The sequence below is a fragment of the Calothrix sp. 336/3 genome, from assembly GCF_000734895.2.
Lineage (GTDB): Bacteria > Cyanobacteriota > Cyanobacteriia > Cyanobacteriales > Nostocaceae > 336-3.
Genome location: NZ_CP011382.1, coordinates 5,207,363 through 5,232,851 on the forward strand (window position 1 = coordinate 5,207,363; position 25,489 = coordinate 5,232,851).

The following is a 25,489-nucleotide window of genomic DNA, read 5'->3' on the forward strand; positions in this document are numbered from 1 at the left end:
AAGAACGCAAAACACGCTGCTTGCTAGTTATGGGGGAATTAACCCCCAATTTGATTAAATTAGTTAGGCACTAAAGTATTTGGCAACTGGATGATAGGTAATAATTGCCGTTGTAGACTGTTCTGGATACAGTTGTTCACTTTCATCCATGTACATTTTAATTCTGCTAGTTTGCAGCAATTCTAACTGTTTATACTGATCCTGAATATTCGGACAAGCCGGATAACCGAAACTATACCGAGAACCTTGGTAACGTTGTGCTAGCATATCCCGAATATTATCTGGCTCACTGTCTCCAAAGCCTAATTCTCTACGAATCCGAGCATGAGTCCATTCAGCTAATGCTTCTGCCATTTGCACAGCTAAACCATGGAAATACAGATAGTCTGTGTATTGATTATCTGCAAAGAGTTTCTGAGCAAATTCTGTAGCAATTTCTCCTACAGTTACAGCTTGCATCGGAAACACATCTATAATTCCTGATTCCTTGGGAGCAAAGAAATCAGAAATGCACAGACGACGCATAGATTTCTGCCGTGGAAACTCCCAACTTGTAACTTGCTGGGAATGATTTTCTGGATTGTAGATATAAACTGTGTTTCCCTCAGACTGACAGGGAAAATATCCGTAAATTACCTGAGGATGAAGTAATTTTTCCTCAATAATGCGCCCTTTCCAAGTTTCTAGTATGGGATATACTTTTTCCTGAAGAAATCCTTGATACTCTTCCTTCGATTGCTCCTTAGGTTTACGGAATTGCCATTGTCCAGCAACCAAAGCTTGTAAATCTAAATACCAGAATAAATCCTCTAGGGAAATATCTTCTGGTTGCAACAATTGACTACCCCAGAAAGGAGGTATAGGACGATTAATGTCTACATCTACGGATTCAGAACGTCGTGTATCAATTTCCTTGGGCGCATTATCTGTGTTTCTATCTCTATTTTTCTCTGTTTTGACTTCCTCTACTTCTCGGAAAAACTCCTCTCCTGCATCCGCAAAGCTACCTAAAAATCCCTGAGAATCATCCCAATTACTAGCAGATTTTGCGGGCATTAATTTGTCCATAAAGTTTAAGTCAGAGAAAGCATCTTTCCCATATACAACCTTCCCTTTATAGGTGTTTTGACAATCTTGATAGACAAATTTTGGAGTTAAGGCAGCACCACCCAAAATTACAGGAACAGTAATACCTTTTTCGTTAAAAACTTCGAGATTCTCCTTCATAAAGGCAGTAGATTTAACTAACAATCCACTCATGGCGATACAATCAGCGTGATGCTTTTCGTAAGCGTCAATAATGTTTTCCACTGGTTGCTTAATTCCCAGATTAATTACCCTATAACCGTTATTCGAGAGGATAATATCTACCAAGTTTTTACCGATATCATGGACATCACCCTTAACGGTAGCGATGATAAATGTCCCCTTGGCGTTATTTCCGGATTCCGATTTCTCCATGAAAGGTTCTAGGTAAGCAACAGCAAATTTCATGGTTTCTGCGGATTGTAAAACGAAGGGCAATTGCATTTGTCCAGAACCAAACAGTTCCCCGACAACTTTCATCCCATCTAGTAGGTAAATATTGATAATATCCAAGGCTGGATATTGCTCTAAAGCTTGCTTAAGCGCGTCTTCTAACCCAATACGCTCACCATCAATGATATGACGTTTGAGACGTTCTTCGATGGGAAGATTTTCATCCACACCCTTATCTTTTTTCGTTGTCACCCCTTCAAACATGGTTGTGAGTTCACCGAGGGGATCGTAAACGCACACATTCCCTTCAAAACGGCGAGCATCATAGATTAAGTCGCGGCAAACTTGCTGATGCTCTGGGGTGATTTTTGCTAGGGGGAGAATTTTATTGGCACTGACGATCGCCCCATCCATTCCTACCTGCATTGCTTCATGGAGGAACATAGAGTTCAAGACAATCCGAGCCGCAGGATTTAAGCCAAAGGATACATTTGATACGCCCAACATGATATGACAGCCAGGTAATTCTGCCCGAATCCTTTGAATCGCAGCAATAGTGGCTTTCGCATTTTCTCGGTCTTCTTCAATTCCCGTAGAAATTGGGAGGGCTAAAGTATCAAAAAATATTTCATGGGCAGGGATGCCATATTCCACGGCTGCTCGATAAGCACGTTGAGCTATTTGGAATTTCTTCTCGGCAGTACGTGCCATTCCCTCTTCATCAATGGTACCAATGACTACACCGGCACCGTATTTCTTGGCTAACTCCAATACCTTATAGAATCGGGGTTCCCCATCTTCATAGTTGGTGGAGTTGAGAATACACTTACCCCCGGCTACCTTTAAACCTGCCTCCATTTTTTCCCATTCCGTGGAGTCGAGCATTAAGGGTAGGGTGACGTTATTCACAATCCGGGAAACCAGTTCCCGCATATCTTTTTCCCCATCTCGTCCCACATAATCCACGTTCACATCGAGGATATGCGCCCCTTCCTTGACTTGCGATCGCGCCATGGAAACAAGTCCATCCCAATCTTCGGCATTGAGTAAATCTCGGCACTTCTTAGAACCACTGGCGTTGAGTCGTTCGCCGACAATCAGGAAAGAGTTATCCTGGGTATAATTTTGGGTGGTGTAAATCGAAGCGGCAGCTGGTTCTAGCTGTGGTTGACGTAGCTTTGGTTTCAGTTCCTGAGTAATTTCTGCTAGTTGTTGAATATGTGCTGGACGTGTCCCACAGCAACCCCCAATCACTTGGACACCTAAATCTTCAACAAAATGCATCAATGACATCCGTAATTCCATTGGTGTCAGGCGGTAGTGTGCTTGACCACCTACATTCTCTGGTAGCCCAGCGTTAGGAATACAGGAAACCACAAAGGGTGAATGTTCACAAAGATACTTGATATGCGGTTTCATCAGGTCAGGACCCGTGGCACAATTCAAGCCCAGGATATCAATTTTGTAAGGTTCGAGAATGGTAAGAACTGCTGCAATCTCTGTACCAACCAACATGGTTCCCATTGTTTCCATGGTGACAGATACCATTAAACCTCGGCGATCGCCCTTCTGAGAAAATACCTCTTCAATGGCATTTAACGCAGCTTTAATTTGCAGCACATCCTGACAGGTTTCGACAATGAATAAATCCACACCTCCATCCCACAGGGCGATCGCCTGGTCAATATAGGCTGCTTTGAGAGTATCAAAATCGATGTGTCCTAGGGTGGGCAACTTAGTTCCTGGTCCCATGGAACCTGCGACATAGCGGGGTTTCTCTGGGGTGGAAAACTCTGCTGCTACCTGTTTCGCTAATTCTGCCGCCGTTTTATTTAAGTAATATGCCTGATCTGCCAAGTCATACTCAGCTAGAACAATTGCAGTACCGCCGAAAGTATCGGTTTCAATGACATCTGCACCCGCAGCCAAAAAATCACGGTGTACCTTAGCTACAGATTCCGGTTTGGTGTGAACTAGATATTCATTACAACCTTCATACTCTGCACCACCAAAATCAGCCGCAGTCAAATTTTGTGTTTGCAGGTTAGTTCCCATGGCACCGTCAAAGACGATAACTGGACGTTCCGGACTATATAAGCGCTCAAGAAAGGATTGTGTCATATTTACCACAAAAATTTGGGTTAGTCTGAATTATGTCCGACCTAAGTTTATTATTTCCCAAAATTTTTCAGGTTTGATCCAAAATCTCAGAAAAAGTCTGTATTTTTAGCCACTTAACTAAATGTCCTATCAAGTATTTATTTGACTGGCATCTATTACAGGCTCCTGAGATAAAGATATCTTGCTAGTAGGGGAAAGAAGTTGCAGATTTTTCGGGTTCTTTCTTGCCTAAAAAACAGGGTGTGGACAGATGTTGAAGATGGCTCCGGTTTTGTGACAAAGCTAAATATTGCACACCACACCATTAAATCAGTATAATAACTGAGAGACTATTGGTGGTTTATACATTTAATCTTTCCTCATACCTGCCTATTAACCAATTTTTATAGATAAGGTACACTGAGTAAAAAGTAGTTTGCAATACATCAATGATGGCGATCGCGGAGAAAAAATATAGCTTTTGATGTGAAATCACTAGCTAGAGAATTACTTGCATCCTAGGGAATAAATCTTTTATGATTGAACGTGGGCTGACATCAATAGATATGCTAACACTATGGGTAGAATTTTCTAGGGGGAAATATTAGTCAATTATAAATATATAAATCTGATGGTAACTTATTTCGAGGATAGGAATTTTTTTGATTGTCTGCTTCAATAAGGATTCCTTAACATTGGGGACACAGAGTACATCTGTAAATATGACTGGTACAAACTAGAAATCATGTTTTTAGTTAGTTTAATCCATAAATTGCCCCTACAAATTTGGGTAGGTGAAATTATCTCCATTCCTCAAATAAAATCAGGAGTAAACAATCTCAAACTACCAAAAATAAAATGTATTTTTGCTAAGTTATTCATTGATTTTGTACTTTTTATTAAAGTATCACCGTATGCTTGCCCCTGGGTGCAAGTGAATATTAACCTTTTAGAATTATTATTTATAGAGAAATGAAATATAGCGTCTGGATAACTAGATTGCTAGTTATGGTCTTACTTGTTCTGACTATTGCTGCGGCTTATGTCATTAGTAGCTTGAATCGGGAGAATCAGCTATCAACTTCTAGTGCATCTATTGAAAACGATACCTGGAATCCGGCAAAAATACAATTTCAAGCTGCAACTGATTCTAAGTTGCCCCAGTCTCAACCAACTCCTATCCCTAAACCAAGCAAATCTCCAGTAAAACCTGTGCAACCTCAGGTAGTGGCAACAAGTCCGATAAGTCAGGAAACAACACCAAATCCACCAGCAAAACCAGCTACAGCTAAATTCCAAACAACATCGGCTTTTAATCAGTATCAACCAAGATACGAAGTTATCCTTGCAGACTCTAGTAATTACGGAGATAGATTTGCGACAGATGCCTATGGAACTCCGGTTACGAACCAGCCGATTATTGTGTTACATGAAACCAGCGCTTCTGCTACTAGTGCAATTAATACCTTTCGCACATATCATACTGATGAAAGTAAACAGGTAAGTTATCATGCCTTGATTACTTTAGATGGGAAAATCATCTATATTGTACCGCCAGAAAAGCGAGCCTATGGGGCGGGAAATTCCGTATTTGCAGGTGTGAACGGTGAGGAAACGGTCAAAACTAACCCTACCCTTGCACCATCAGTAAATAACTTTGCCTATCATGTCTCATTAGAAACACCTGCTGACGCTTGGAACGCGTATAAATCAAGAACCCATGGAGGGTATACAGAGGAACAATATCAAGCTTTGGCTTGGCTCATAGCTCAAAGTAACGTTCCTGATGATAGAATTACAACCCATCAATTAGTAGATCGTTCTGGAACTAGAATTGACCCCAGGAGTTTTGATTTTGAGAGGTTTTTTAATGTATTGCACCAATTTCGTCAGGCGATCGCCTAGTACTCCCGTGCGGAATACTTGATTAATTCGGCTCATGGGTGACTAAACCACCAACAAAAGCTCCTAAAATGGTTCCTACCCAGAGTCCAGTGATATTACCTTGCCAACTTGCACCAGTTGTCACAAAGGTATTACAAGCACCTTTGAAAATCCAAGCTTGTTTTTCACAATTTTGTTGTTGTAAACTCTGGGCAATTTGTCCACTCACAAAACCACCAAAAAACCCCGATATTAAAGCGAGAAAAGTACAGATAAGGATACGATTTTTAGCCATTGTTATAAAAGTGGGATTATCAAACCTTAGCCCATGCAAATACCGTAGAAGGGCAGCAATTCATGAATTATGTAGACATGATGTGCTTGTAATGCATCATGAAATAACTTCCAATCACTTGCTAAGAAACTGGGAGTATAGGTGAATACCTGATGCTCCTTGTCAATTAAGTGCTCAGTACCCAAAGCTAAATGCTTCCATGAGTTTTTGCCCTTAGGAATATAACAGATATTTGCCTCTCCAAAGCTAAATTTCCCTGCGGCGATCGCCTGCAACCATTTTTTATGTCTTACCTTACCACTGCGATCGGTGATTGTCTCTAACATCGTCGCAATTATAGTTTTGTCAGGTTCCGGAATTTCTGGGGCGATCGCCTCCGGGTCTTTCAGTAAATACCGTCGCATTGCTTGATACATACAATTAGCTGCTTCTAGAAAATCTCTAGGATTATCCCGAATAATTTTCTCTCCATAACCATTGGTATAACCCCAACGCAAAAACGGTTTATCTGGATTGCTTAATACTGCTCCATGTCCCAGGGGTAGAGCTTCATTCACAAAATAACCCTTGAGACGATTCATCAAATTACGATCAGCTTTACCTTGACCATCCACTACGTTTCTTGCCTCATTTGCCCAATGGCTAACACCGGAAAAACCCTGATGTGCCCAAGTATCTGCATATACGTGCATCGTCACACCCCAACGGTGTAATCCATGGGGAAAATCTTGACATTTAATCGCTTCCCGCACCATTTCTTGGGCAATATAACTATTAGGACGACAAATCAATTTACTGATCAAACCCCCTTCCGGTTCTAAACTCCTGGGTAATCCTCCATTCCCCGGTAAAAAATGAAAGGGTATCCAAACACGATGAGCTGCTAGCTCTTGGAAGTTTCGATAGTTCAACATCTTGTGAGCAGAACTCATGCGCTGGAAGACTGTACCATTATCAAAACGGATTAATCCTGCATTTGTTGCGTCATCTACGTATTGAGCGCAGTATGCAATAATACTTGCTGCGTCATGCTCGAACCCAGCTAACCTTGCCACAACGTAGGTAACACCGTGATGGAAGTCTATTTGCATAAAGAGTTTTGAGATGTAGGCTGTTCAGCAAACCATAAACTATCATCCCATCTTCGATGCTTTTGCTTTACCTAAAAATATACATATTATCTTCCTTGTATGCGCCTGATTCTCCACTTTTCAGCCAAAACCCTTGAGCATTGCGCACGAGATTAAAGCTTAATTAGAGAATGTGTAAAAAATTTATATCTTTATCTGTGTAATTTCTGATATCTGCATTTTAAACTGACTTCGAGGCAGGAAAAAATAAAATCCAAACTTCCGCGATTTTTCTCTGGTGCAATTAATAATCTGGCGATTATAGTTGAAATAGTTGTGTTACCTATCTGTGCATCTCCGAAAATCATACCATTTTGCATTGACAGATTGGGATTGAGAATCTCTTAATTTATAAAGTCTTCGATAAATCCATTCGTCGTCATCTTTTTTGCAAATTGGTGTCAGATGATTTACTCAAATTTGACTCAAAAATAGCAATTTTGCTTGATTAATTAGGATTAAAAATCTTTTTCAAAGTAGAGATTTTTCTGTATTCAAGCGGATAAGCCATGCCCATATTATATCTATTCAGTGTCAAAGCTCTGTACGATTGCTTGTTGATTCATCGAACCCAATGACACCTGATTGATGCTGAGTATTTTCTGGGAATGTGTGTGATATATGCCATTTGTCAATGGGTAACCAACTATAAAAAACTGCAATTAATAAAAGGATTTTACCTAATCCCATGTATCCAAATATGCGTCATCTGCTGATAGTGATTCTAGCTGCTGGTTCTGCAAGTATTGCGACTCCTTCCTACGCTCAGTTTAACGAAAAGTCTCCAGAGACAGCATCAAATAGTACTTCTGCAACAGTAACGGAGGTAAAAAGTGCTGAGGTTTCATCAACCGAGAGTAATGCAAATCCAGAGAAGGGAATAACCGTTTCCGAATCCACCACAAATTCCCCAGTCACGGAAGCCAAACCTACAACCGCAAATACACGTGTCCCCATCTTTAGTAGAATTTTCCCGGCACCTTCGATGAAGCAATAATTCCGGTGTATTGAGAATTTACCAAATTTCATATTTTCCCAGGAACCTAAAATCTGATTGAGTAGCCAGAAAACCTGATACAAGCATAACTGAGTCAAAAAGGAGTAGATGATGTTTGTATATTTTCTCCTGGACTCAGTACCCACGAATAAAACTTAACTTTTGGAATGAATCTATATTCAAGAACCTGTTCATCAATAGGTTCTTTTTTTTGTGATATTTATCACTTCTCTGATAGAGTACTACAGAAGCTTTCCGTTGACTGTAGCACTTCTTGCTAGGATGCAATAAAATTCACCTACCGATAACTACGATTTTTTCCTGACTTGTGTAAAATTATTGCAAATCTTGAGGTCTATGATTGACTATTAAATAACCTTGCACTGTTATGATTGCTACTCGCCAAAAAATTTATTGTACAAATCCCGATTGCAGTCAACCGATAAATTCTGTGGGCGATCGCCTCTGTGGCAATTGTCAAACACCTATAGAATATCGTTATCTTTGGGCAGTTGGAGCTGTTGGGGAATTAAATCCTTCCGAAACCATCGCTCAGAGATATGAAGTGATTTCTGGGCAACTTTGGCTAGATACTCACCCCCAGGAATTACCGCAAATACCTCCAGAAGTACCCCCAGAAATTCAATCCTATTTGCGATTGTATCCCCAGCGCTTACACCTGCCCCAGGTATATGGTTATTTAGATGATATATTGCTCTTAGAGAATATACCTACAGATAACCGAGGTAATCTCTATCCTGGTTTGCAGGAGATGTGGCAAACAGCTACAGCCATAAGACAAGTTTACTGGTTATGGCAAATCTGGGAATTGTGGGCAATATTGCATCAAGAGGGTGTTGCCACCAGTTTATTAATACCAGAAAATATCCGTGTACAGGGTTGGTGTGTTCGACTACTAGAGCTTCATCAAGATACATCCCCACCCCATCTATCAGAACTATCAGAATCGTGGCAAGTATTAGTAGACACTGCCAAGGGGAAAATTGCTCCAGATTTAGCTAGAATTCTGCAACAGATAGCTGAGGGAAGGGATAGCAAAGCTATTACCCAAGAACTCAACACCCTATTACTACATACCGCAGCAGAATTATCGTTAAATTTGCGAATTGCTGGAGCCACGGACATCGGTTTAGAATTGGCTCAGAATGAAGACAATTGTTTTCCTACGGGGAATGACACCATTGATGATCCATTGTTACCCCAGGTAGGAATTGTCTGTGATGGAATTGGTGGGCATGAAGGTGGAGAAGTAGCGAGTCGCTTGGGAGTACAATCGACGAAGTTACAAATTCGAGCTTTATTTAAAGAAGTTGCCGAACAAACGGAACCTGTCTCCCCAGAATTATTACAGCAGCAAATTACCGCCAGTCTACGTATCGTCAACAATTTGCTCTGTAGTGCGAATAATGAGCAGAAACGAGCAGGTACTCAGCGTATGGGTACAACTATCGTTATGTCTGTACAAATACCTCAGCATCTGGAAGTTGCTTCCGGGTGGCATGCCGAGAACGCCCATGAATTATATATAGCCCATGTGGGTGATAGTCGTGCTTACTGGATTACGCAGAACTACTGTCAATTATTGACTGTAGATGATGATGTGGTGACGCGAGAAGTCAAGCAGGGTAGAAGTTTCTATCGTCAAGCGCTACAACGTCAAGATGCTAGCGCACTTACCCAAGCACTAGGAACCAAAGATGGGGAATTTCTCCATCCCACAATCCAGAGATTGATTTTAGAAGAAGATGGCATATTGTTGCTTTGTTCCGATGGGTTGAGCGATCGCCACTGGGTGGAGAATACTTGGCAAACTTATGCAGTACCAGTATTAAACGGGGAAATGCATTTAGAAGAAGCGGTATACGCTTGGATTCAACTAGCAAATCAAAAAAATGGTCACGATAATACCTCTGTAGTCATGACCCAAGTACGCATTAACCCTGATAGTATTGTCCCTGTTATCCCAGAAATTTCCTCTGCGGTTCACTCTTCCTCAGACATTCTTATAGAAGAATCTGAGTTAACTGCTAGTTCCCAAGCACTACTGGATTTAGAACTTCCTGCTGCTCCAGTCATGTCTGCTCCAGTGACACCCACCCCACCCCGTCGTAATACCTGGATTTTATTACTGGGAATTGTGGCATTATTAATTGGTGGTACAAGTTTTGGACTTTTTGCTTGGTGGCAAACCAACCCCCAATCTTTTATCCAACGATGTCGGCAACTTCCCCAGAAATTAGAACAATTTTGTCCACCAGAAAAATAGAATTTCATAATCCTATCCATCAGTAATAACTGATTTATCAATAGCAAATCCACTGTATTATTTATTCCTTTGCTTTCCTGTTGCCAAGAAATGAGCTTTGTCATTCATGGGATAAAGTTTGACAGTCTACCCACAGAAACGCAATTTCTTTGGTATTAGTCAATCACCTTTTACTCTTTGTTCATCTGAGATTAGCTATTTCAAGAGTGGCAATATTATGTGAAGATAGGAAGATTAGACCTCTTGCCAAAGTATGAGACGGCATTCCATCCTCCTTACCCCGGAATTTCGCACTCAATAGAGTCAGCAAAAAAGGATAAAGGGAGAAGGTTGATTGTGATATTCCAGCCTCTCGGAGATGCAGTAGTGTTATAGACGCACAGCTGTATCAAGCAAGCAGAAGCAAAGAAGGCTGAGATGGTGATCACCTCAAGGCATTCTGACTGAATCGTGTTTGCCTTGCTGTAGAGTTAATCACAACTTTTGCAGGCAGTGTATTTTGCTAAATCGTAAGTTCAGAGAGGGATGGCTGTGGAGACACTTGTGGAAAAGCAGAAGCTAGGTGTAAATACTAATATGAAAATTGGCGATCGCATCCGCGTTAAAGAATCTGTTATCATTTATCATCACCCTGGGTATCGTGGTAAAGACTTTGATCTCAAGGGTTTAGAAGGAGAAGTCATAGATATTGTCACCCAGTGGCATGGTAGACCTGTTAGTGCTAACTTACCTGTTTTAGTACAGTTTCCAGAAATTGGTAAAAAATTCCGTGCCCATTTACGAGAAGCAGAAATAGAAATTATATAATCTCTGGGGTAATTGCTCGTAGGTAATGGGTAATAAAAACATTACCTCCCATGCTTGGGTAAGGTTAAAACCCATTAATAAATTTGTGAGTTGAGCGAAATCATTTTCTAATCACCTCATTTGCGGCGAAACCAAGACATAATATTAAATTCGCCGCGCATTTTTTCCAAATCCTGTTGGTGTTGTTTTGCCGTCCGATGATACCATTCACTATGACGCTGTAGCTGCAATCGTATCTCGACTTCTTGATAAAATTCGTAAGCTGTCTGGTGAGTGGCAAACCCATCTTCTACTTGAGGTGGTAACCCAGGAACAATCTGTGGTAATTCTTGAGACATGATATATGAAAATCACAAAGGGAAGGAGTGGAAGTTTGCTTTCGCTCCTTTCCCATTATTACCCCATAGCAGTCGGATACCTAGGGATGAGAAGCTAATTTTATATGGCGATATTACACACCTCTGAGTATTTCAGGGGAAATTATATTAAAACTATTAACCAACTCAACATGAAATCATCTAAAAATGATAATGGGACAGGCAAAAATACCTCTCCCACATCATTAGATAATTTATTTAAGAATATGTTCTATAGTTGGCGAAGAATTCTTTCTCTGACGATAACTTTGCCGTTTTGAGTCACGATTAATTCACTGCGGGTTAAGGTATAACGGACATTACGATTAACTGCTACGAAACGACTGTTATTATAGCTACGAATTGGTAAAACTATACCACCTGTATTTCGATTTTTTGCTACACCAACGTAGGTATTTGGTAAGTCGCCACCGCAGATATAAACGTAGAAATTACGGGTTTCAGAAGCTTGGAAAACACTACCACCACTATTCTCAGGGCAGGGATAGCTTCTAGCTAATAGGGTAGAATTTGTATTAGGAAGATTAATTTCTCCAGCGTTAGCAACTGCTGTAAAGGAAAGACTTGTACCCAATGCTAATAAAGATAATCCTAGGGTTTTAGGAATATTAGTTAAAGATTTTGCAAACTGCATATGACCTACTTTTGAGATAAAAAATGGGGTGGAAGATAGATATTCAAAATTATCAAAAACTTGATTGATTGCTTGAATGCTCTCTTATTTTATACTTCCCATTCATCTCTATCTGTTTCGGAAAAAATACTGATTTTCTCTGACAAAAACATAATCATTCCCCACCTCAGAGGATAGTTTTGTTGGAATCAGGGAAAGAATTTAGCAACACAAAAATGCTGAAAAGCCTTCAGGGAAAGTTGTTTAGCTGGAAAGCCAAGAAAAAACCTCGGCAGAAAACCGAGGCAAGTTAGGAGATGTATTGGAAAAATTTAATATTTTCTTTATGAGGTGCTGGTAACTATGCAAGTAAACCTAGCTTTTTACCGTTGTCTTTAGCTAAACGAATAAAACCTTGTCTTTCTTTACTGTCAATACCGAGGCGATCGCAAACTTTGGTAATCACTTGTGCGTGCAGTGCAATTGCTTTACCACGCAGCTGATTGAATTTTGCTTTACCCATCCAGTCACGAAGCAATACAACTAACGGTGCAAACATTTGGTTTTTCCTGAGAATGTTTAACTTATGTAAATAATTGTAACAGCTTCGTTACAATATTGCAACAATCATTGACAAAGAAAGGTCAATAGTATCTATAAGAATTGCTGATGAGTAATTCAGAGAAACATTCAGAGGTGTTTTTGCGTCAAAATAGGGAAATATTGGGAAATGTCAGCGATGTTTGCGGCAAATACTCAAGGTATTCCCGAAATACCCGATTTAACTCACCCTAGTGAATTGGTACAACTTGGTAGTTATCTATTCCAAGGTTCACTGGTATTAGTCTTTTTGGTTTTAGCTTTGGGATTAGCGATCGCCATCCTTTCCTTTGTAGTGCGTCGTCAACCTCAGGAGCAGACAGCTTTTCTGGCAGAATGGGCAATACAATATTCCCAGTTGTTGCGGGGATTGCAGCATTTTGCCCTAGAGAACTCCACAAAAAAGATGATCCAGTGGTTATGCTGGTTTAGCAAAAACTTCCACAAACCATTTTCTGAGATTGGGAAGACGATAAATCTGTTTTTCGACTTCCGCCATCGCTTTGTTTGTCAGCTTAACCCCAGTAGAATAGACTTTTTCAACTAGAGTCACCACTGGATTTTGTCCTTTAAAGGTAAGGGTTTTAGCGAAATTCAGTACCGCTTCAACAGTGTCAACTAAACTACCATTCCAATGCTGCTCTAACCAGCCAAAACAACGCTCCACTGGATTATATTTGCTATGATAAGGGGGATAATAAGCAAGTTGCAATGACAGTTTAGACGATGTAGCAAAGTCAATAATGCGCTTCATGAATTGGGTACGACGGGAATGATTTTCTGGTCCATTATCTTGATTAATTACCAGTTTTTGAATGTGAGTAAATCGATGTTTAATGCTTTGCCACCAGCTTTCAACTATGTCAACAATACAATCAGCAGTCAATTTTGAAGAAACGAAAAATAGAAATAATTCGTTGTATTCAGGTAAAAAAATTCCGTAGGGAATAAGGGTTGTTTCTGGAGCAAAATCATGGTCTAGGGAGATAGTCGGTACGCGAGTTTTTCCACCTCTGTCAAATTCTCCAACTTTAACTGCCACCTTCGCATCAATGGAGATTCGCAGAGTATGAGGATCATTATCAGCTTCAGTATTGATTTGCTCGACTTGTTCAAAAATGGCTTCTGTTTCTGGAATCTTCTTGGTAGGCTTAGTTTTAAGAACTCGTTTTAAGGTATAACCCAAATCATTCAATCGTCGTCGAATTGTCTCTGATGAAGGTAGTTCTTCGTCACTATAACCACATTGTTCAATTAGCTGACGACGTACTTCACTTGCAGTCATGCGTGTATATAAACGGATACTTTTAAAGCTGGGGTCAGTTTGGCTTTGTGGGTCTACTAAAGATTTAATATCCGACAACAAGTTTGGTAATTTTGTTTCCACCCGCCTACGTCCACTACGCTCGAAACCATCAATAAAAGGCTGACCACTCTCTAACTCCTGCATCCCTTTACGGATAGTGCGTCTATTCCACCCCAATTCACGTTCTACTAAAGTCTGTCCACCTATTCCCAACCCTTTGACCACTTCTGCCATGAATTGTCGTCGGTCGCTTCCCTTGAGTTTTTTCGCTGTTTTGATGTAAAGAGATTTTAGATTTTCGGTGAGTTGAATGATAGATTTTGGAGACATGAGGTAGGCTGCACACTGAAATTATCTTTCTCTCATCATAGGATCAATCATTCTGTGGAGGTCTCCTAGTGTTAATTTTGCTAATCAGTGGATTTTCGCTCTGTGCGACTCTGAGTAACCGTTACCACCACTGGGAGCAAGGGAAGGTTTCCCAGGTTGCAGCAAGTGTTGCGGGAGAAAAGATTGCACAAATTGCTCCCCAGGTACGTTACGTGATTCAAGAACCCTACAGTTACAATACTCAGGTAGGGAACAAAATTGTCAAAGTCAATGAGAAACGGGATGTGACTCGCTTTTTGACTTTGGATGGTTCACAAATTCAAGTCAAACTTGACCAAAGTTTAGATGTTCAGGGACGTAGTAGTATTTATTTGGTGGATTATACTGCCCAGTACGAAGTCAAAAATTCTCTCCCAGATACAGATATTTTCTATTGGGATGCTCCCCCACCCAATGGCTACTCTTTGCTCTCTGGTTACAAAGTGGAGCAAGATGGTAGGAGATTACAACAAACAGCTCCTAATGATTACAGTTTTAAATTTTCCCTGGCACCGGGAAATTCTGCCAAAATTCGCGTGAGTTACAAAGCTCAGGGGGGTTCCCGTTGGGTATATAGTGCAGAGGGGCAATTACTGAAAAATTTCCGCTTAGTGGCAACAGCAAACTTCCCAGAAGCAAACTTTGCTAGTGGAATTGTTCCCACAGAAATTACGGGTAGTGGTAGAAGTAGACAGTTTACCTGGGTATTTGATGATAATGTCTCTGTGAAAAATCCCTTTGGTGTCTTTACTTACACTGAATCAGTGAGAAATACAGGTGTCATCCCGCGATTACTCTTGCTGGCACCGGGTATATTTTTATGGTGGATATTATTGTTGTATTTTTCCATACCTATGTCACGGAAAAATGTGGCGATCGCTGGGGGGACATTTTTTGCTTGTCTTCTCGCTTTGACATATATGAGCCGCATATTTGATGGACAATTAGCTTGGGTAATAATTTCCCTAATTTTGCTCGCTTTGGTATGGGGATTAGGTTCTAATCGCCGTGCGTCCTTAGCTGCTATTATCTGTACAGTTGCTGGGGCTGTGTTACCTGTATATGGGTTATTAGTTCCCTATAGTGGAGCAAGTCTGAGTTTAGCGGGTTTACTCTCAGTCACTTGGCTGGCGGTACGTCATTGGTATCGATAATATGATATTGATTGAGAGGTATTTCCCAACCAGCAGCATCTCACATCAAAAATGAACCATGAGTCAAATAGAAAAAGCTCAAGCAGAATATACAGGTTTTACTGATAATTTTCAGAGTGCGGTTATTTGTACGATTAGTAAGGATGGTATTCCCAATGCTAGTTATGCACCTGTAGTTATTGATGATGCCAAGAATGTATACATATATGTGAGTGGATTAGCCAATCATACTCAGAATATTCAAGATAATCCCCATGTTAGCGTTCTATTCATTGACGATGAAGCTACAACTCCGCAAATATTTGCTCGTCGTCGTTTAACCTTTGATTGTTTAGCCACGTTAATTGAGAGAGATACGGTACCATGGGTGGAAATCGTCGATAATTTTCAATTAAAATTCGGCGAAATCATCGAAATGCTTCGCAGTTTACCTGATTTTCGTATTTTCAAACTTACCCCCCAATCCGGCAGATTTGTCATCGGATTCGGTAGTATTTACGATGTCACAGGGGATAATTTAGATAAGTTACAGCCGGTGACTGGGGGGAAGGGGTAGGGGAAAGAGAGAGCATTGTTTCCCAACTACCTGCAAAATATTAAGGGTTTCAAGACTTTACTGATTACTCATTACTCAGGAATTACTGTTTGACACCTTTCATTGATAAACCAATTCTTTTCAACTTCTGATTCACCTCCAAAACCTGAACTTTCACAACTTGCCCAACTTTCACTATTTTCTTGGGATCGTCAACAAATCTATCAGCCATTTGGGAGATGTGAATTAACCCATCTTGATGCACACCAATATCGACAAATGCACCAAAGTTCGCCACATTTGTAATCACCCCTTCCAACTGCATCCCTTCTGTTAAATCAGAGATTTCTTTAATTCCTTCCTTAAATGTGGCATACTTAAACTCAGCACGGGGGTCACGTCCTGGCTTTTCCAATTCACTGAGGATATCCCTGAGTGTTGGTTCTCCCACTGTTGGTGTGACATATTTTTGCAAATTCGTTTTTTGTAACTTGGCAGCAATTTCTGTCACCTGTTTTAAAGGTACAGCTAAATCGGTGGCGATCGCCTGCACCACAGGATAGCTTTCAGGGTGAACAGCAGTATTATCTAAGGGGTTTTCTCCGTCTCGAATTCGTAAGAAACCTGCTGCTTGTTCAAAAGCTTTGGGACCTAATTTTGCTACTTTTAATAGCTGTCGGCGATTCTTAAAAATCCCATTTTCATTGCGATAGGCAACAATATTATTTGCCACACTGGAGGTAATTCCAGATACAAAGGTGAGCAATTCTTTCGAGGCAGTATTTAAATCTACTCCCACATAATTGACACAACTTTCTACAGTTTCATCTAGTTTTTTCTTGAGCAATTTTTGGTCAACATCGTGCTGATATTGCCCAACACCAATGGATTTAGGGTCAATTTTGACTAGTTCTGCCAAGGGGTCTTGTAATCTTCTGGCAATACTAATAGCTCCCCTCACGGTGACATCTAAATCGGGAAATTCTTCTCCAGCTAGCTTACTTGCAGAGTAAATAGAAGCGCCTGATTCATTCACTATTACTTTCACAGGTTTGACAGCTAAATCCTTAATTACCTCTGCCACAAACTCATCAGTTTCCCGTGAAGCTGTACCATTTCCAATTGCGATTAATTCAATCTGATATTTGGTAATTAAATTTTTTAACGTTTGGGCAGCTTTTGCTCTTTGCTCCTTTGCTTGATGGGGAAAAACTGCTTGATATTCTAAAAATTTTCCTGTTTGATCAAGTACCACCACCTTACATCCAGTACGGAAACCGGGATCGACTCCCATGGTTGGTTTCATTCCCGCAGGTGCAGATAATAATAGCTCCCGTAAATTAGTTTCAAAGGTTTTAATTGACTCAATATCCGCATAGAGTTTCTTCTCTCCAATCACCTCAGTTATCAGGGAAGTTTTCATTAAGCGATTAAACGCATCTTTCAACATTTCCTGATAGAAACTGCGGATAGGACGTTGTTTACTGCGAATCTCTTGAGACTCTAAATAACCTAATACCGTATCCTCATCAAAATCAATGGTAAAACTGAGAATTCCCTCATTTTCTCCCCGACATAACGCCAACAAATTATGGGGAGCAATATTCTTCACCCGTATCTGGTAATTACGGTACATTTCATACTTAGTACTCCCCTCTGGATAATCATCTTTAATCCGGGAAGTAAAAACACCTGCATCTAATAAATAATCCCGTAAATAAGCACGTAAATTTGCCTTTTCTGCGATTTCCTCCGCAAGGATATCCCCAGCACCTTTTAATGCTTCCTCTGCGGTTTTCACACCCTTTTCTAGGGAGACATATTTTGCTGCTTCCCCTTCCAAAGGAATTAAAGCTGCATTTTTTTGATTCAATGATTTAATAAACTCTGCAAAGGGTTCTAAACCTTTTTCCTTGGCAATTGTGGCACGAGTACGGCGTTTAGGACGATAGGGTAAGTATAAATCCTCTAACTCTGTCTTTTGTAAACAAGACTCTATCTGGGCTTGTAACTCCTCTGTCAGCTTACCTTGTTCCGCGATCGCCTTCAAAATTGCTGCTTTTCTTTCTGCTAGCTCTGTTAAGTAAGCATATCTATCTGCCAAGTCACGCAACTGTATCTCATTCATTTCCCCCGTACGCTCTTTACGATACCGGGCAATGAAGGGAATCGTAGCACCTTCTGCAAAAAGTTCTAAGGCATTTTCTATTTGAAAAGGTTTAAGACTAAGTTCAGTTGCCAGTAATTGAGGAATATTCAACATCTTTTTTAAGTAAAAATACTCACCATTATCTGAAGATACTAGATAGGTTTCATCTAGCTAATATATAGTGTTAAGCTAATATATCAGACTGTTGCGGAATATCAACAAGACACTTGGTTGTTAATACTTGTATTTGCAAATAAATCAGCTTTTGTGTCATGTTAGTTACTGCTATTTTTGACAACAGCCTTCATATTCTTATACAATATCTACTTTCTGGGTCAGAGGTGGGAAAATGCCTTTGTTCTTTTTGATACCCCTTTCCATGGGTTTAGTGACTGGCTATGTTTATCAGAAAACTACTGATGAAATCGGGCAGTTAATTGGTATAGTCGCAGTCATTAGTCTGGTATTAAGTATCGTCTTAGCACCCTGGCAAATCCAGCTTTCATTACTTGCAGTTGTTTTGATAAGTACAAAGAAACTCTTGCAGCGATAAAGCTATATACCCTCAGTTACTCAAGTATCAGCTTTACAAAAATCCATCATTGCTAGATTAAATGGGGTAGGGCATGGTAGGTAAAAAGAAGAAGTATGATTCATCCTTCTCTATTTTTTAATCCCCATTTTTTCTACGAAATCAAGCATTAATACAAACTTTTCTGATACTGATTATTCAACTTGCAACCAAAGAGGATATGGGGGAAACACCTTTAATCTCTACTGCTACCACAAATCCTAAAAAACTCATTCCAGGGAACTTGCGGAAGGTACATCATATTGCCTTGAATGTCAAAGATATGGCAGCTTCCCGTCATTTCTACGGTGAAATTCTCGGTTTGTATGAGCTAACTGGGGAAGAAATTCCTAAAACCTTACTAGAGTTAGTTGCTGCGGGTAAAGTTGCTAATTTTGTTACCCCAGATGGTACGGTTTTAGACTTATTTGGAGAACCAGAATTATCACCCCCGGATCCTAACCCGGAAAAATCCTTTACCAGAGCCTATCATTTGGCTTTTGATATTCATCCCCAATTATTTGACCAAGCACTGGAAGTACTCCAAGAGCATCATATCACCATTGCCCATGGTCCCGTATCTCGTCCCACAGGGCGCGGTGTTTATTTTTATGACCCCGATGGGTTTATGATAGAAATTCGGTGTGATCCAGTGGATGAATAAGCCAGCATGACAGATAAATTATTCCAGGTGATTGCAGAAGCTCTCAATAAACCACCCCTACCCTATGATCCAGGAAGACAGTCATTCAAACAATGGGTGATGTATTGTCTGCGCGATCGCGGTTTTATTATTTCCTATGCACAGAATGCAGACTTTGCCCTGGAACAGAAGGGTCGTGATAAAATTTATTTTCAAGTCGCCAGTAATCTGGAAGATGTGAAAGCAGGAAAATCAGCTTGGATTGTTTGGGATAGTGCAGCGAAAATGATTACTGTCACTCCTCCCCAAGATTCTTAATATCTACCAGAGACTCAATTCCTGACTTTTGATAATACTATATTTCACCCAAGTTCCATAATCTAAATTAGATACGTGATATTTATCACCTCTTAAAACAAGTTTAAAGTGAAGGATAAATAGGCTACAAATCCCTAATATCTTCCACTTTTAAACCTTTCTCCATGGCAGAATATCTTGTGTGAGTAAAACTAGTGAGCCATGGAGGAATGACGTGATTGTTTCGGTGATAAATGACGCGCTTTGAGAATTGCAGCCATCAAAAATGCGTAGGCAGCAGAGCCAATTATTGCTAAACAAAGACTAGCTAAGACAGTCAATTTTTCTTTCTCTTGTAACATAATTGCTGTAGCAGCAAAAGTATGTATTCCTGCGGAAGTCAGAAAACCAATTCCGAGAAGTTGCCAGCGTTTTTTAGGTTTGAGGGCACTTAAACCAATGAAGTACCCAAAATATCCAGTGTAGGCAACTTGCCCAGAAATATCACCTAAAATTTGCGGGATTAATAAAGTCAATCCTGCGGATAATTGACCACCACTATGGGCGATTTCTTCATGGGCGTGCATAATAGTTTCTACAAAGGCAAATCCTGTGGCAGCAGCTGTTCCTAGGAGTATGCCGTCAATTGGCTCCCAAATTCCGATTTTTTTCTGTTGAGATGCCGGTAATAATCTAGCCAGAAAATAAATTAAGAGAATTGGCACAGCTTTAAATAACTCTTGAAATAAACCTTTGCCAACAAACGCCTTTAATATAATTACAAAAATATTATTTTTTTGTTTTAGTAATGCTTCCGGAAATATATAGTCTGTAATATTAATAATTGTATGAAAGTGGCTAATTACTGGTAGGGCTGTAACTAGACAGACACTGACTAGTAACCACCATGGTTTATGTTTATGGCAAAGTTTATGAATAAAATAATGACTGGCAGCTGCTAAATAAGCTGCCAAAATATACAGAAAATTTTCACTATTACGAGTTGCTAAAAGGGCAACAACAAAAAGAACTGTAACAATCCCAGGTATAAGAAAATCATGGGTATGTAAATTAAACTGTTTGGACATGATGGGAAAAATATCCGTCATGCCGACTTTGGAGTCAAGTTGTTGATGGGGAAAAGCAGTATCATCACTGGGATAGGAGGGAGCTAAACTGGGGTCAAAAGTCAGATTGATTTTGTAAGCACCAATTTGTAAACTATCACCATTGTTTAAAATACATTTATCCTGACGTTTACCATTAACAAAAACACCATTTGCACTTCCTTGATCGATAACTACCAAATGGTTATGCTCAATATCAATGAGGGCATGATAGCGGGAAACCTGCTTATTATTCAGCACCATACGTACTACACGATGATTGTTGTGTGTAGTAGGCATTTGTGAGAATTCTCGCCCCAAGGCAATTGGTACATTTAAACTAGGCGATCGCTGCACTTCAGAATCTGGATCTTGCCAATTTAATTGAATTTGGAAATTACTTGTCATTGCTGGATACTCTGGTTGTGGTGTCAGTTAGGGAATCATCCGTTTACACAGGAGTTTATACACTGCATAAATGTAGTTTTTCGGACGTGAGATTCATACTTTATGAAGATTAGATAAAGTTTATCTCTTGGTTTCCAATACTACTATTAACTTGCAGAGTATTTTCAGAGATTTTATATAAATTAGCTTTGGTAATATCAGTTATTGCTAAAACTTGAAATTTGTCAAGTAAAAATTAAGACTAAAAAATGGCTTCTGAGACTTGAATGCTTTTATGATACAGACTTTGCTAGACAAGATTGGTTTGACTTCCCGGCATGATGTCTCTAAAGTAGAACACATCCTGAATTAAACCTCGTCCATAATGAAACCCGAAGTTTTTTGAGCAGTTCAAATGCGTCATTGCGACTTAAGGAAGCAATCTCAAGGTCTTTATGGAAAACTACAGTTGTCTAGATAGACGAGGTTTAGATATGTAAAAGTATACAGTTTTAAAGGTGCGGATATTCTACTGACATAATTATATACAAAGCAGGTTAAATTTATCTTAATGAATGATTTCTACTGCCTTTAACCTAAGAATAGGGAAAAGGCGAAAAGAAGAGGAAGTGCATGAACCAATCGTTTCCTGTTTCTTTTCGCCTATCTTCTGCAAGAAGCTTTTGTGATAGTATTTCACCTAACCAACGAAATTTACCGCAGTTTCGTTATCCTCGAATCATTAGGTGAAGTTCGTCAAATCTATGAAATTTTATTGCTTGTGACTATTTTTTGAGAAAGATGCACAGAGAATAAAAGAATATTTGATTTCTCCAATCGAAATTATTTCAGATGAATTGAAAAAGATGACCCTAATGAATTTGCAACCAGGAAAGCGAATTAAGAATTCACTTTCACCTATAAAGCTTATCTGGCAACGACCAGTCACACAACAGCAAAATCAACTAGGTGATTTTTCCAAAAAAGAGATAATTCCGTATTTTCCACTATTGCCATTATTCTCAGCATGTGTGGAAGGTGAGGAAATCTATGAGCGAAATACCATTTGGTTTTTCTCAAATATCAACAACGTAGCGATCGCCAGATGGTGAAATATCGCCATAGCTCCAACAGTCACAAGAAGTTATAATTATGCCTTGTTTCTGGCTTTCAGAAAGACTTACCATGATTCTGTATCTTAACATACATAACCCTGATTCCCAACCTTCAGATACTCCCCAATCTTCAATCAGATGACTCACTACCAGAAGTTATTAAGAGTTTCCACTACGGGAAAATCACTACAAAATATTACTCCCAGTATTGCGGCGATCGTTGCGGAGTCTGGTGTCGAAACTGGACTTTGTACCTTATTTTTACGCCATACCTCAGCTAGTTTGCTGATTCAAGAAAATGCAGATCCAGATGTACTCAAAGATTTAGCAAATTTCATGGCAAAACTCGTACCAGAAGCCGCTCAGTATATTCATGATGCGGAAGGTCCTGATGATATGCCAGCCCATATCCGAACGGCTCTTACCCATACCTCTGAACATATTCCCATTAATCGGGGTCATTTGGTACTAGGAACTTGGCAAGGTATTTATGTTTGGGAACACCGACAGCATCAACATATTAGAGAAGTCGTAGTTCATATTTCTGGTTGATTGCCAATCCAAATTCCATAGGAGAATTCTCACCCTGAGAACCTGAAACTATCCCTTGTAAAATCAGGATTTTTCAATTAAGAATTACTGTTGCTCTCCCCAAGGGAGCATTCCCAACTACGAATTGTCCCCAAGTCAATTTCCTGTATGAAAATAGCAGATTTAATTACCTGGTTTGAAGCATGGGCAAATCCCGCTTGGTGTGAAAGCTGGGATAATTGTGGATGGCAAATTGAGCCTGGTATTCTTCAGATGAATGCTCGTGTCTTGGTTTGTTTAACACCAACTTTGGCTGTGATGGAAGAGGCGATCGCCCTGGGTGCAAATCTCATTTTTGCTCACCATCCCCTAATATTTAACCCTCCAAAATCTTTATGCAGTGGTGATCCCATTGGAGAAATGGCAAAGTTAGCCTTTACCCATCGTATCGGTATTTATAGTGCCCATACTAATTTTGACCAGGTAGCCAATGGTACAGCTGATGTCCTAGCACAAATTTTAGAATTAGAGGATGTATCTCCCATTGTTCCTACCCAAGCAGGTTTAGGATATGGACGGGTAGGTAATTTACAACCAGAATTAACTCTACAAGAATTACTGACTACTATCAAAAAAAGTCTGCAAGTCCCTCACCTACTTGTTTCTCCCACCGCAGATGTGCAACAGACGATTCAGCGAGTTGCAGTTTTAGGTGGTTCTGGGGCGAGTTTTATCTCCGCAGTTGTCAAAACTGGTGCCCAAGTATACTTGACTGCTGATTGTAAGTTTCATCAATTTCAAGAAAGCCGCGATCGCCAGTTAATTCTCGTTGATGCCGGACATTATGCCACTGAACGCCCAGCCTGCGATCGTTTAGCCCAGATATTTCGCTCTCTGAAGCTCGACTGGGTACAACTTAGTCACAAAGATGAGGATTTTCGTAAATTTTACTAAGTCAACAATCAGGAGCAAAGGGGACAAAAGTTCATAACCCCTACCGCTTCACTTTTCTCTACAGCCCCATAACCAAAATTTCAATCACATCCTCAGTATTAACAACTAATCTTTAAGGATTATTTAATTAACTAGTGACTTTCTTTACTTAATCTTAATAGAATTTCGTCTATGGTGTTTCCTATGTTTCATTGTATTTTTTTCAAAAAATCTCTGGTATAAATACTTAAGGGTAATAGAAAATTTACTATCTTTACTATATTCACCGACTATACAAGCGAGAAAAGGATAAAAATTATATTTATCAATATTGTAAAGTTTCGGATAAGTTCGCGTAATTTGATGCTATTCACCTGATTCTTTATCCAGCAAGGAAACCGACTTAACATAGAGGCAACACAACTATGTCACAACAAATATCATCTTCTTCTGATGCAAAATCACGAGTTTTGCTAGTTTCTATGAGAAACTTAAAGCATCATGTTTCACGCTGTGGTGCTTACGAACTGGAAGATTTAATCGCCAGTTGTGACACTGTTGATATTATTACACCCACTTTTAACCCTACAGCGTTTAAAGTTACCAATCGATTAGCAAATCAATTAGTCCAAATTGTTAAAAATGGTAAAGCTGCTTCATCCTTACCTAGCAGTAAATTGCGAATAGAACAAGAATATGATTTGTTCTTCTTTCTTTGTCAATCGATTCAAGATATTTTAGTACTTAATTCAATTAAAGGTTGGCGAGAAAAATGTCGCCATGCGGTTTGTTGGTTAGATGAAATTTGGTCAAAAGATATAAATGCATGGCAAGTACAACTCAATCTCTTAAAAGATTTTGACCATGTTTTTATGAATTTGAGCGGCAGCATCAATCAAGTTGCTGAACTGATTAAGCGCCCCTGTAATTTTCTACCCTATGGCGTAGATACAGTCAAATTCTTCCCCCATGATTTAGTCACCAATGCCCAACGTAGTATTGATATATATAGTATCGGTCGTCGTTCTCAAATTACCCATAAAGCCTTACTTGACTTATCAAATAGGGAGTCTTTCTTCTATGTTTATGACACGATTAAAGACTTATATGTAGTTAATCCCCAGGAACATCGCAATTTATATGCGAATTTGGTTAAGAGAAGCAATTACATGATAGTTAATAAAGCTAAGTTTGATTTACTTGGTAAAACTAATCCTCAAGAAGAAGTTGGACCCCGATTTTTTGAAGGTGCAGCCGGAGGAGCTATTATGTTAGGAGTTCCACCCCAGTGTCAAGCTTTTACAGATAATTTCAATTGGCAAGATGCTGTCATCTCAGTTCCTTTTGACTGTCCAGATATTGCATCTGTGATTTCCCAATTAAATGCTCAACCAGAATCCTTACTCAGGATTCGTCAAAATAATGTGATTAATTCTTTGCTCAGACATGATTGGATATATCGTTGGGAAGAAATTCTCACTACTGTAGGATTAGAAAGTACAACGAAAATTCAAGAGCGTAAAGATAATCTCCAGAACTTAGCTGCAAAGGTAAAGAATACAGTTAGTTTCGGGACAAATTTAGAACTATCCTCAATTCAATCTCTGATTTCAGTTTAGTACTAGGTTCATTTCAGAAATACTTGTCTCGATACTGTAATTACGACAGTTGGGAAGCAATCTCATTATCTTGAAACTGCTACGAAAGAATGCTACTTCATATAAGTAAACGTGAGTTCGACGGTTCGAGAAATTGATTGAAAATCGCCGTCTAATAGCTCAATTCCTCTATAATAGGATTGATAGCAAAGGATTCGATTTGTCG

At 39.6% G+C, this 25,489-nt stretch carries 21 protein-coding genes and 1 pseudogene; 12 read left to right on the forward strand and 10 right to left on the reverse strand.

The annotated features are described in order from the left end of the window. Positions 1–63: 63 nt before the first annotated feature. A complete protein-coding gene (gene metH / locus IJ00_RS21710) occupies positions 64–3,600 on the reverse strand; it encodes a methionine synthase (RefSeq protein WP_035156637.1) in 3,537 nt (1,178 codons plus the stop codon). Positions 3,601–4,587: 987 nt separating this feature from the next. Here metH and IJ00_RS21720 point away from each other — a divergent pair. Next, entirely contained in the window at positions 4,588–5,484 is an 897-nt protein-coding gene (locus IJ00_RS21720; RefSeq protein ID WP_371259621.1) for an N-acetylmuramoyl-L-alanine amidase, read from the forward strand. 22 nt (positions 5,485–5,506) lie between these two features. On the opposite strand, the gene IJ00_RS21725 is transcribed toward IJ00_RS21720, so the two are convergent. Further along, positions 5,507–5,758: a hypothetical protein gene (locus tag IJ00_RS21725; protein WP_035156645.1), complete on the reverse strand. Its 252-nt coding sequence runs from the start codon at positions 5,756–5,758 to the stop codon at positions 5,507–5,509. A 26-nt stretch (positions 5,759–5,784) separates the two neighbouring features. Then, entirely contained in the window at positions 5,785–6,849 is a 1,065-nt protein-coding gene (locus IJ00_RS21730; protein ID WP_035156649.1) for a DUF6765 family protein, read from the reverse strand. Between the two features lie 727 nt (positions 6,850–7,576). Here IJ00_RS21730 and IJ00_RS21735 point away from each other — a divergent pair. From IJ00_RS21735 to IJ00_RS21745, 3 genes are all read left to right on the forward strand, one after another. Beyond that, complete coding sequence (locus tag IJ00_RS21735; RefSeq protein WP_035156651.1) at positions 7,577–7,885, forward strand: hypothetical protein; 309 nt, start codon at positions 7,577–7,579, stop codon at positions 7,883–7,885. 388 nt (positions 7,886–8,273) lie between these two features. Continuing rightward, complete coding sequence (locus tag IJ00_RS21740; protein WP_035156653.1) at positions 8,274–10,172, forward strand: PP2C family serine/threonine-protein phosphatase; 1,899 nt, start codon at positions 8,274–8,276, stop codon at positions 10,170–10,172. Positions 10,173–10,697: 525 nt separating this feature from the next. Further along, positions 10,698–10,979 (forward strand): ferredoxin-thioredoxin reductase variable chain, encoded by a 282-nt coding sequence (locus IJ00_RS21745; RefSeq protein ID WP_035156655.1) that lies wholly within the window; start codon positions 10,698–10,700, stop codon positions 10,977–10,979. A 116-nt stretch (positions 10,980–11,095) separates the two neighbouring features. Here IJ00_RS21745 and IJ00_RS21750 read toward each other — a convergent pair whose 3' ends face one another. The 4 genes from IJ00_RS21750 to IJ00_RS21765 form a co-directional block, all read right to left on the reverse strand. After that, positions 11,096–11,317: a hypothetical protein gene (locus tag IJ00_RS21750; protein ID WP_035156656.1), complete on the reverse strand. Its 222-nt coding sequence runs from the start codon at positions 11,315–11,317 to the stop codon at positions 11,096–11,098. Between the two features lie 250 nt (positions 11,318–11,567). Then, positions 11,568–11,990 carry a hypothetical protein gene (locus IJ00_RS21755; RefSeq protein ID WP_035156658.1) on the reverse strand — a complete coding sequence of 141 codons (423 nt, stop codon included), beginning with the start codon at positions 11,988–11,990 and terminating at the stop codon, positions 11,568–11,570. Between the two features lie 340 nt (positions 11,991–12,330). Further along, positions 12,331–12,528, reverse strand: a complete 198-nt coding sequence (locus IJ00_RS21760) for a hypothetical protein (protein WP_035156659.1) — start codon at positions 12,526–12,528, stop codon at positions 12,331–12,333. 459 nt (positions 12,529–12,987) lie between these two features. After that, positions 12,988–14,187, reverse strand: a complete 1,200-nt coding sequence (locus IJ00_RS21765) for an ISAzo13 family transposase (RefSeq protein ID WP_082127446.1) — start codon at positions 14,185–14,187, stop codon at positions 12,988–12,990. Between the two features lie 83 nt (positions 14,188–14,270). Between IJ00_RS21765 and IJ00_RS21770 the strand changes: the two are divergent. Together IJ00_RS21770 and IJ00_RS21775 are read left to right on the forward strand one after the other, a co-directional pair. Then, positions 14,271–15,398: pseudogene (locus IJ00_RS21770) on the forward strand (hypothetical protein); the annotation flags it as partial. Positions 15,399–15,456: 58 nt separating this feature from the next. Further along, positions 15,457–15,954: a HugZ family protein gene (locus IJ00_RS21775; RefSeq protein ID WP_035156660.1), complete on the forward strand. Its 498-nt coding sequence runs from the start codon at positions 15,457–15,459 to the stop codon at positions 15,952–15,954. 82 nt (positions 15,955–16,036) lie between these two features. Here the strand turns inward: IJ00_RS21775 and IJ00_RS21780 are convergent, their stop codons facing one another. Then, positions 16,037–18,196: a Tex family protein gene (locus IJ00_RS21780; RefSeq protein WP_035156662.1), complete on the reverse strand. Its 2,160-nt coding sequence runs from the start codon at positions 18,194–18,196 to the stop codon at positions 16,037–16,039. 235 nt (positions 18,197–18,431) lie between these two features. Between IJ00_RS21780 and IJ00_RS21785 the strand changes: the two genes are divergently transcribed. The 3 genes from IJ00_RS21785 to IJ00_RS21795 all read left to right on the forward strand — a co-directional run bounded on the left by IJ00_RS21785 (position 18,432) and on the right by IJ00_RS21795 (position 19,614). Then, positions 18,432–18,635, forward strand: a complete 204-nt coding sequence (locus IJ00_RS21785) for a hypothetical protein (protein ID WP_035156663.1) — start codon at positions 18,432–18,434, stop codon at positions 18,633–18,635. A 199-nt stretch (positions 18,636–18,834) separates the two neighbouring features. After that, positions 18,835–19,317, forward strand: coding sequence for a VOC family protein (locus tag IJ00_RS21790; protein WP_035156664.1), 483 nt, complete (start codon positions 18,835–18,837; stop codon positions 19,315–19,317). A gap of 6 nt (positions 19,318–19,323) precedes the next feature. Next, a complete protein-coding gene (locus tag IJ00_RS21795) occupies positions 19,324–19,614 on the forward strand; it encodes a hypothetical protein (RefSeq protein WP_035156666.1) in 291 nt (96 codons plus the stop codon). Positions 19,615–19,805: 191 nt separating this feature from the next. Here the strand turns inward: IJ00_RS21795 and IJ00_RS21800 are convergent, their stop codons facing one another. Both IJ00_RS21800 and IJ00_RS29255 read right to left on the reverse strand, forming a co-directional pair. After that, the gene (locus IJ00_RS21800) at positions 19,806–21,107 is read right to left on the reverse strand and encodes a PrsW family glutamic-type intramembrane protease (protein ID WP_052754513.1); all 1,302 of its coding nucleotides are present in this window, start codon (positions 21,105–21,107) and stop codon (positions 19,806–19,808) included. Between the two features lie 1,055 nt (positions 21,108–22,162). Next, positions 22,163–22,348, reverse strand: coding sequence for a hypothetical protein (locus IJ00_RS29255; protein WP_168163517.1), 186 nt, complete (start codon positions 22,346–22,348; stop codon positions 22,163–22,165). Between IJ00_RS29255 and IJ00_RS21810 the strand changes: the two genes are divergently transcribed. The 3 genes from IJ00_RS21810 to IJ00_RS21820 all read left to right on the forward strand — a co-directional run bounded on the left by IJ00_RS21810 (position 22,340) and on the right by IJ00_RS21820 (position 25,284). Then, complete coding sequence (locus IJ00_RS21810; RefSeq protein WP_035156671.1) at positions 22,340–22,753, forward strand: secondary thiamine-phosphate synthase enzyme YjbQ; 414 nt, start codon at positions 22,340–22,342, stop codon at positions 22,751–22,753. The genes IJ00_RS29255 and IJ00_RS21810 overlap by 9 nt on opposite strands. A 147-nt stretch (positions 22,754–22,900) precedes the next feature. After that, a complete protein-coding gene (locus tag IJ00_RS21815; protein ID WP_035156674.1) occupies positions 22,901–23,686 on the forward strand; it encodes a Nif3-like dinuclear metal center hexameric protein in 786 nt (261 codons plus the stop codon). A 404-nt stretch (positions 23,687–24,090) separates the two neighbouring features. Next, positions 24,091–25,284: a glycosyltransferase gene (locus tag IJ00_RS21820; RefSeq protein ID WP_035156677.1), complete on the forward strand. Its 1,194-nt coding sequence runs from the start codon at positions 24,091–24,093 to the stop codon at positions 25,282–25,284. The last annotated feature ends 205 nt before the right edge of the window (positions 25,285–25,489 follow it).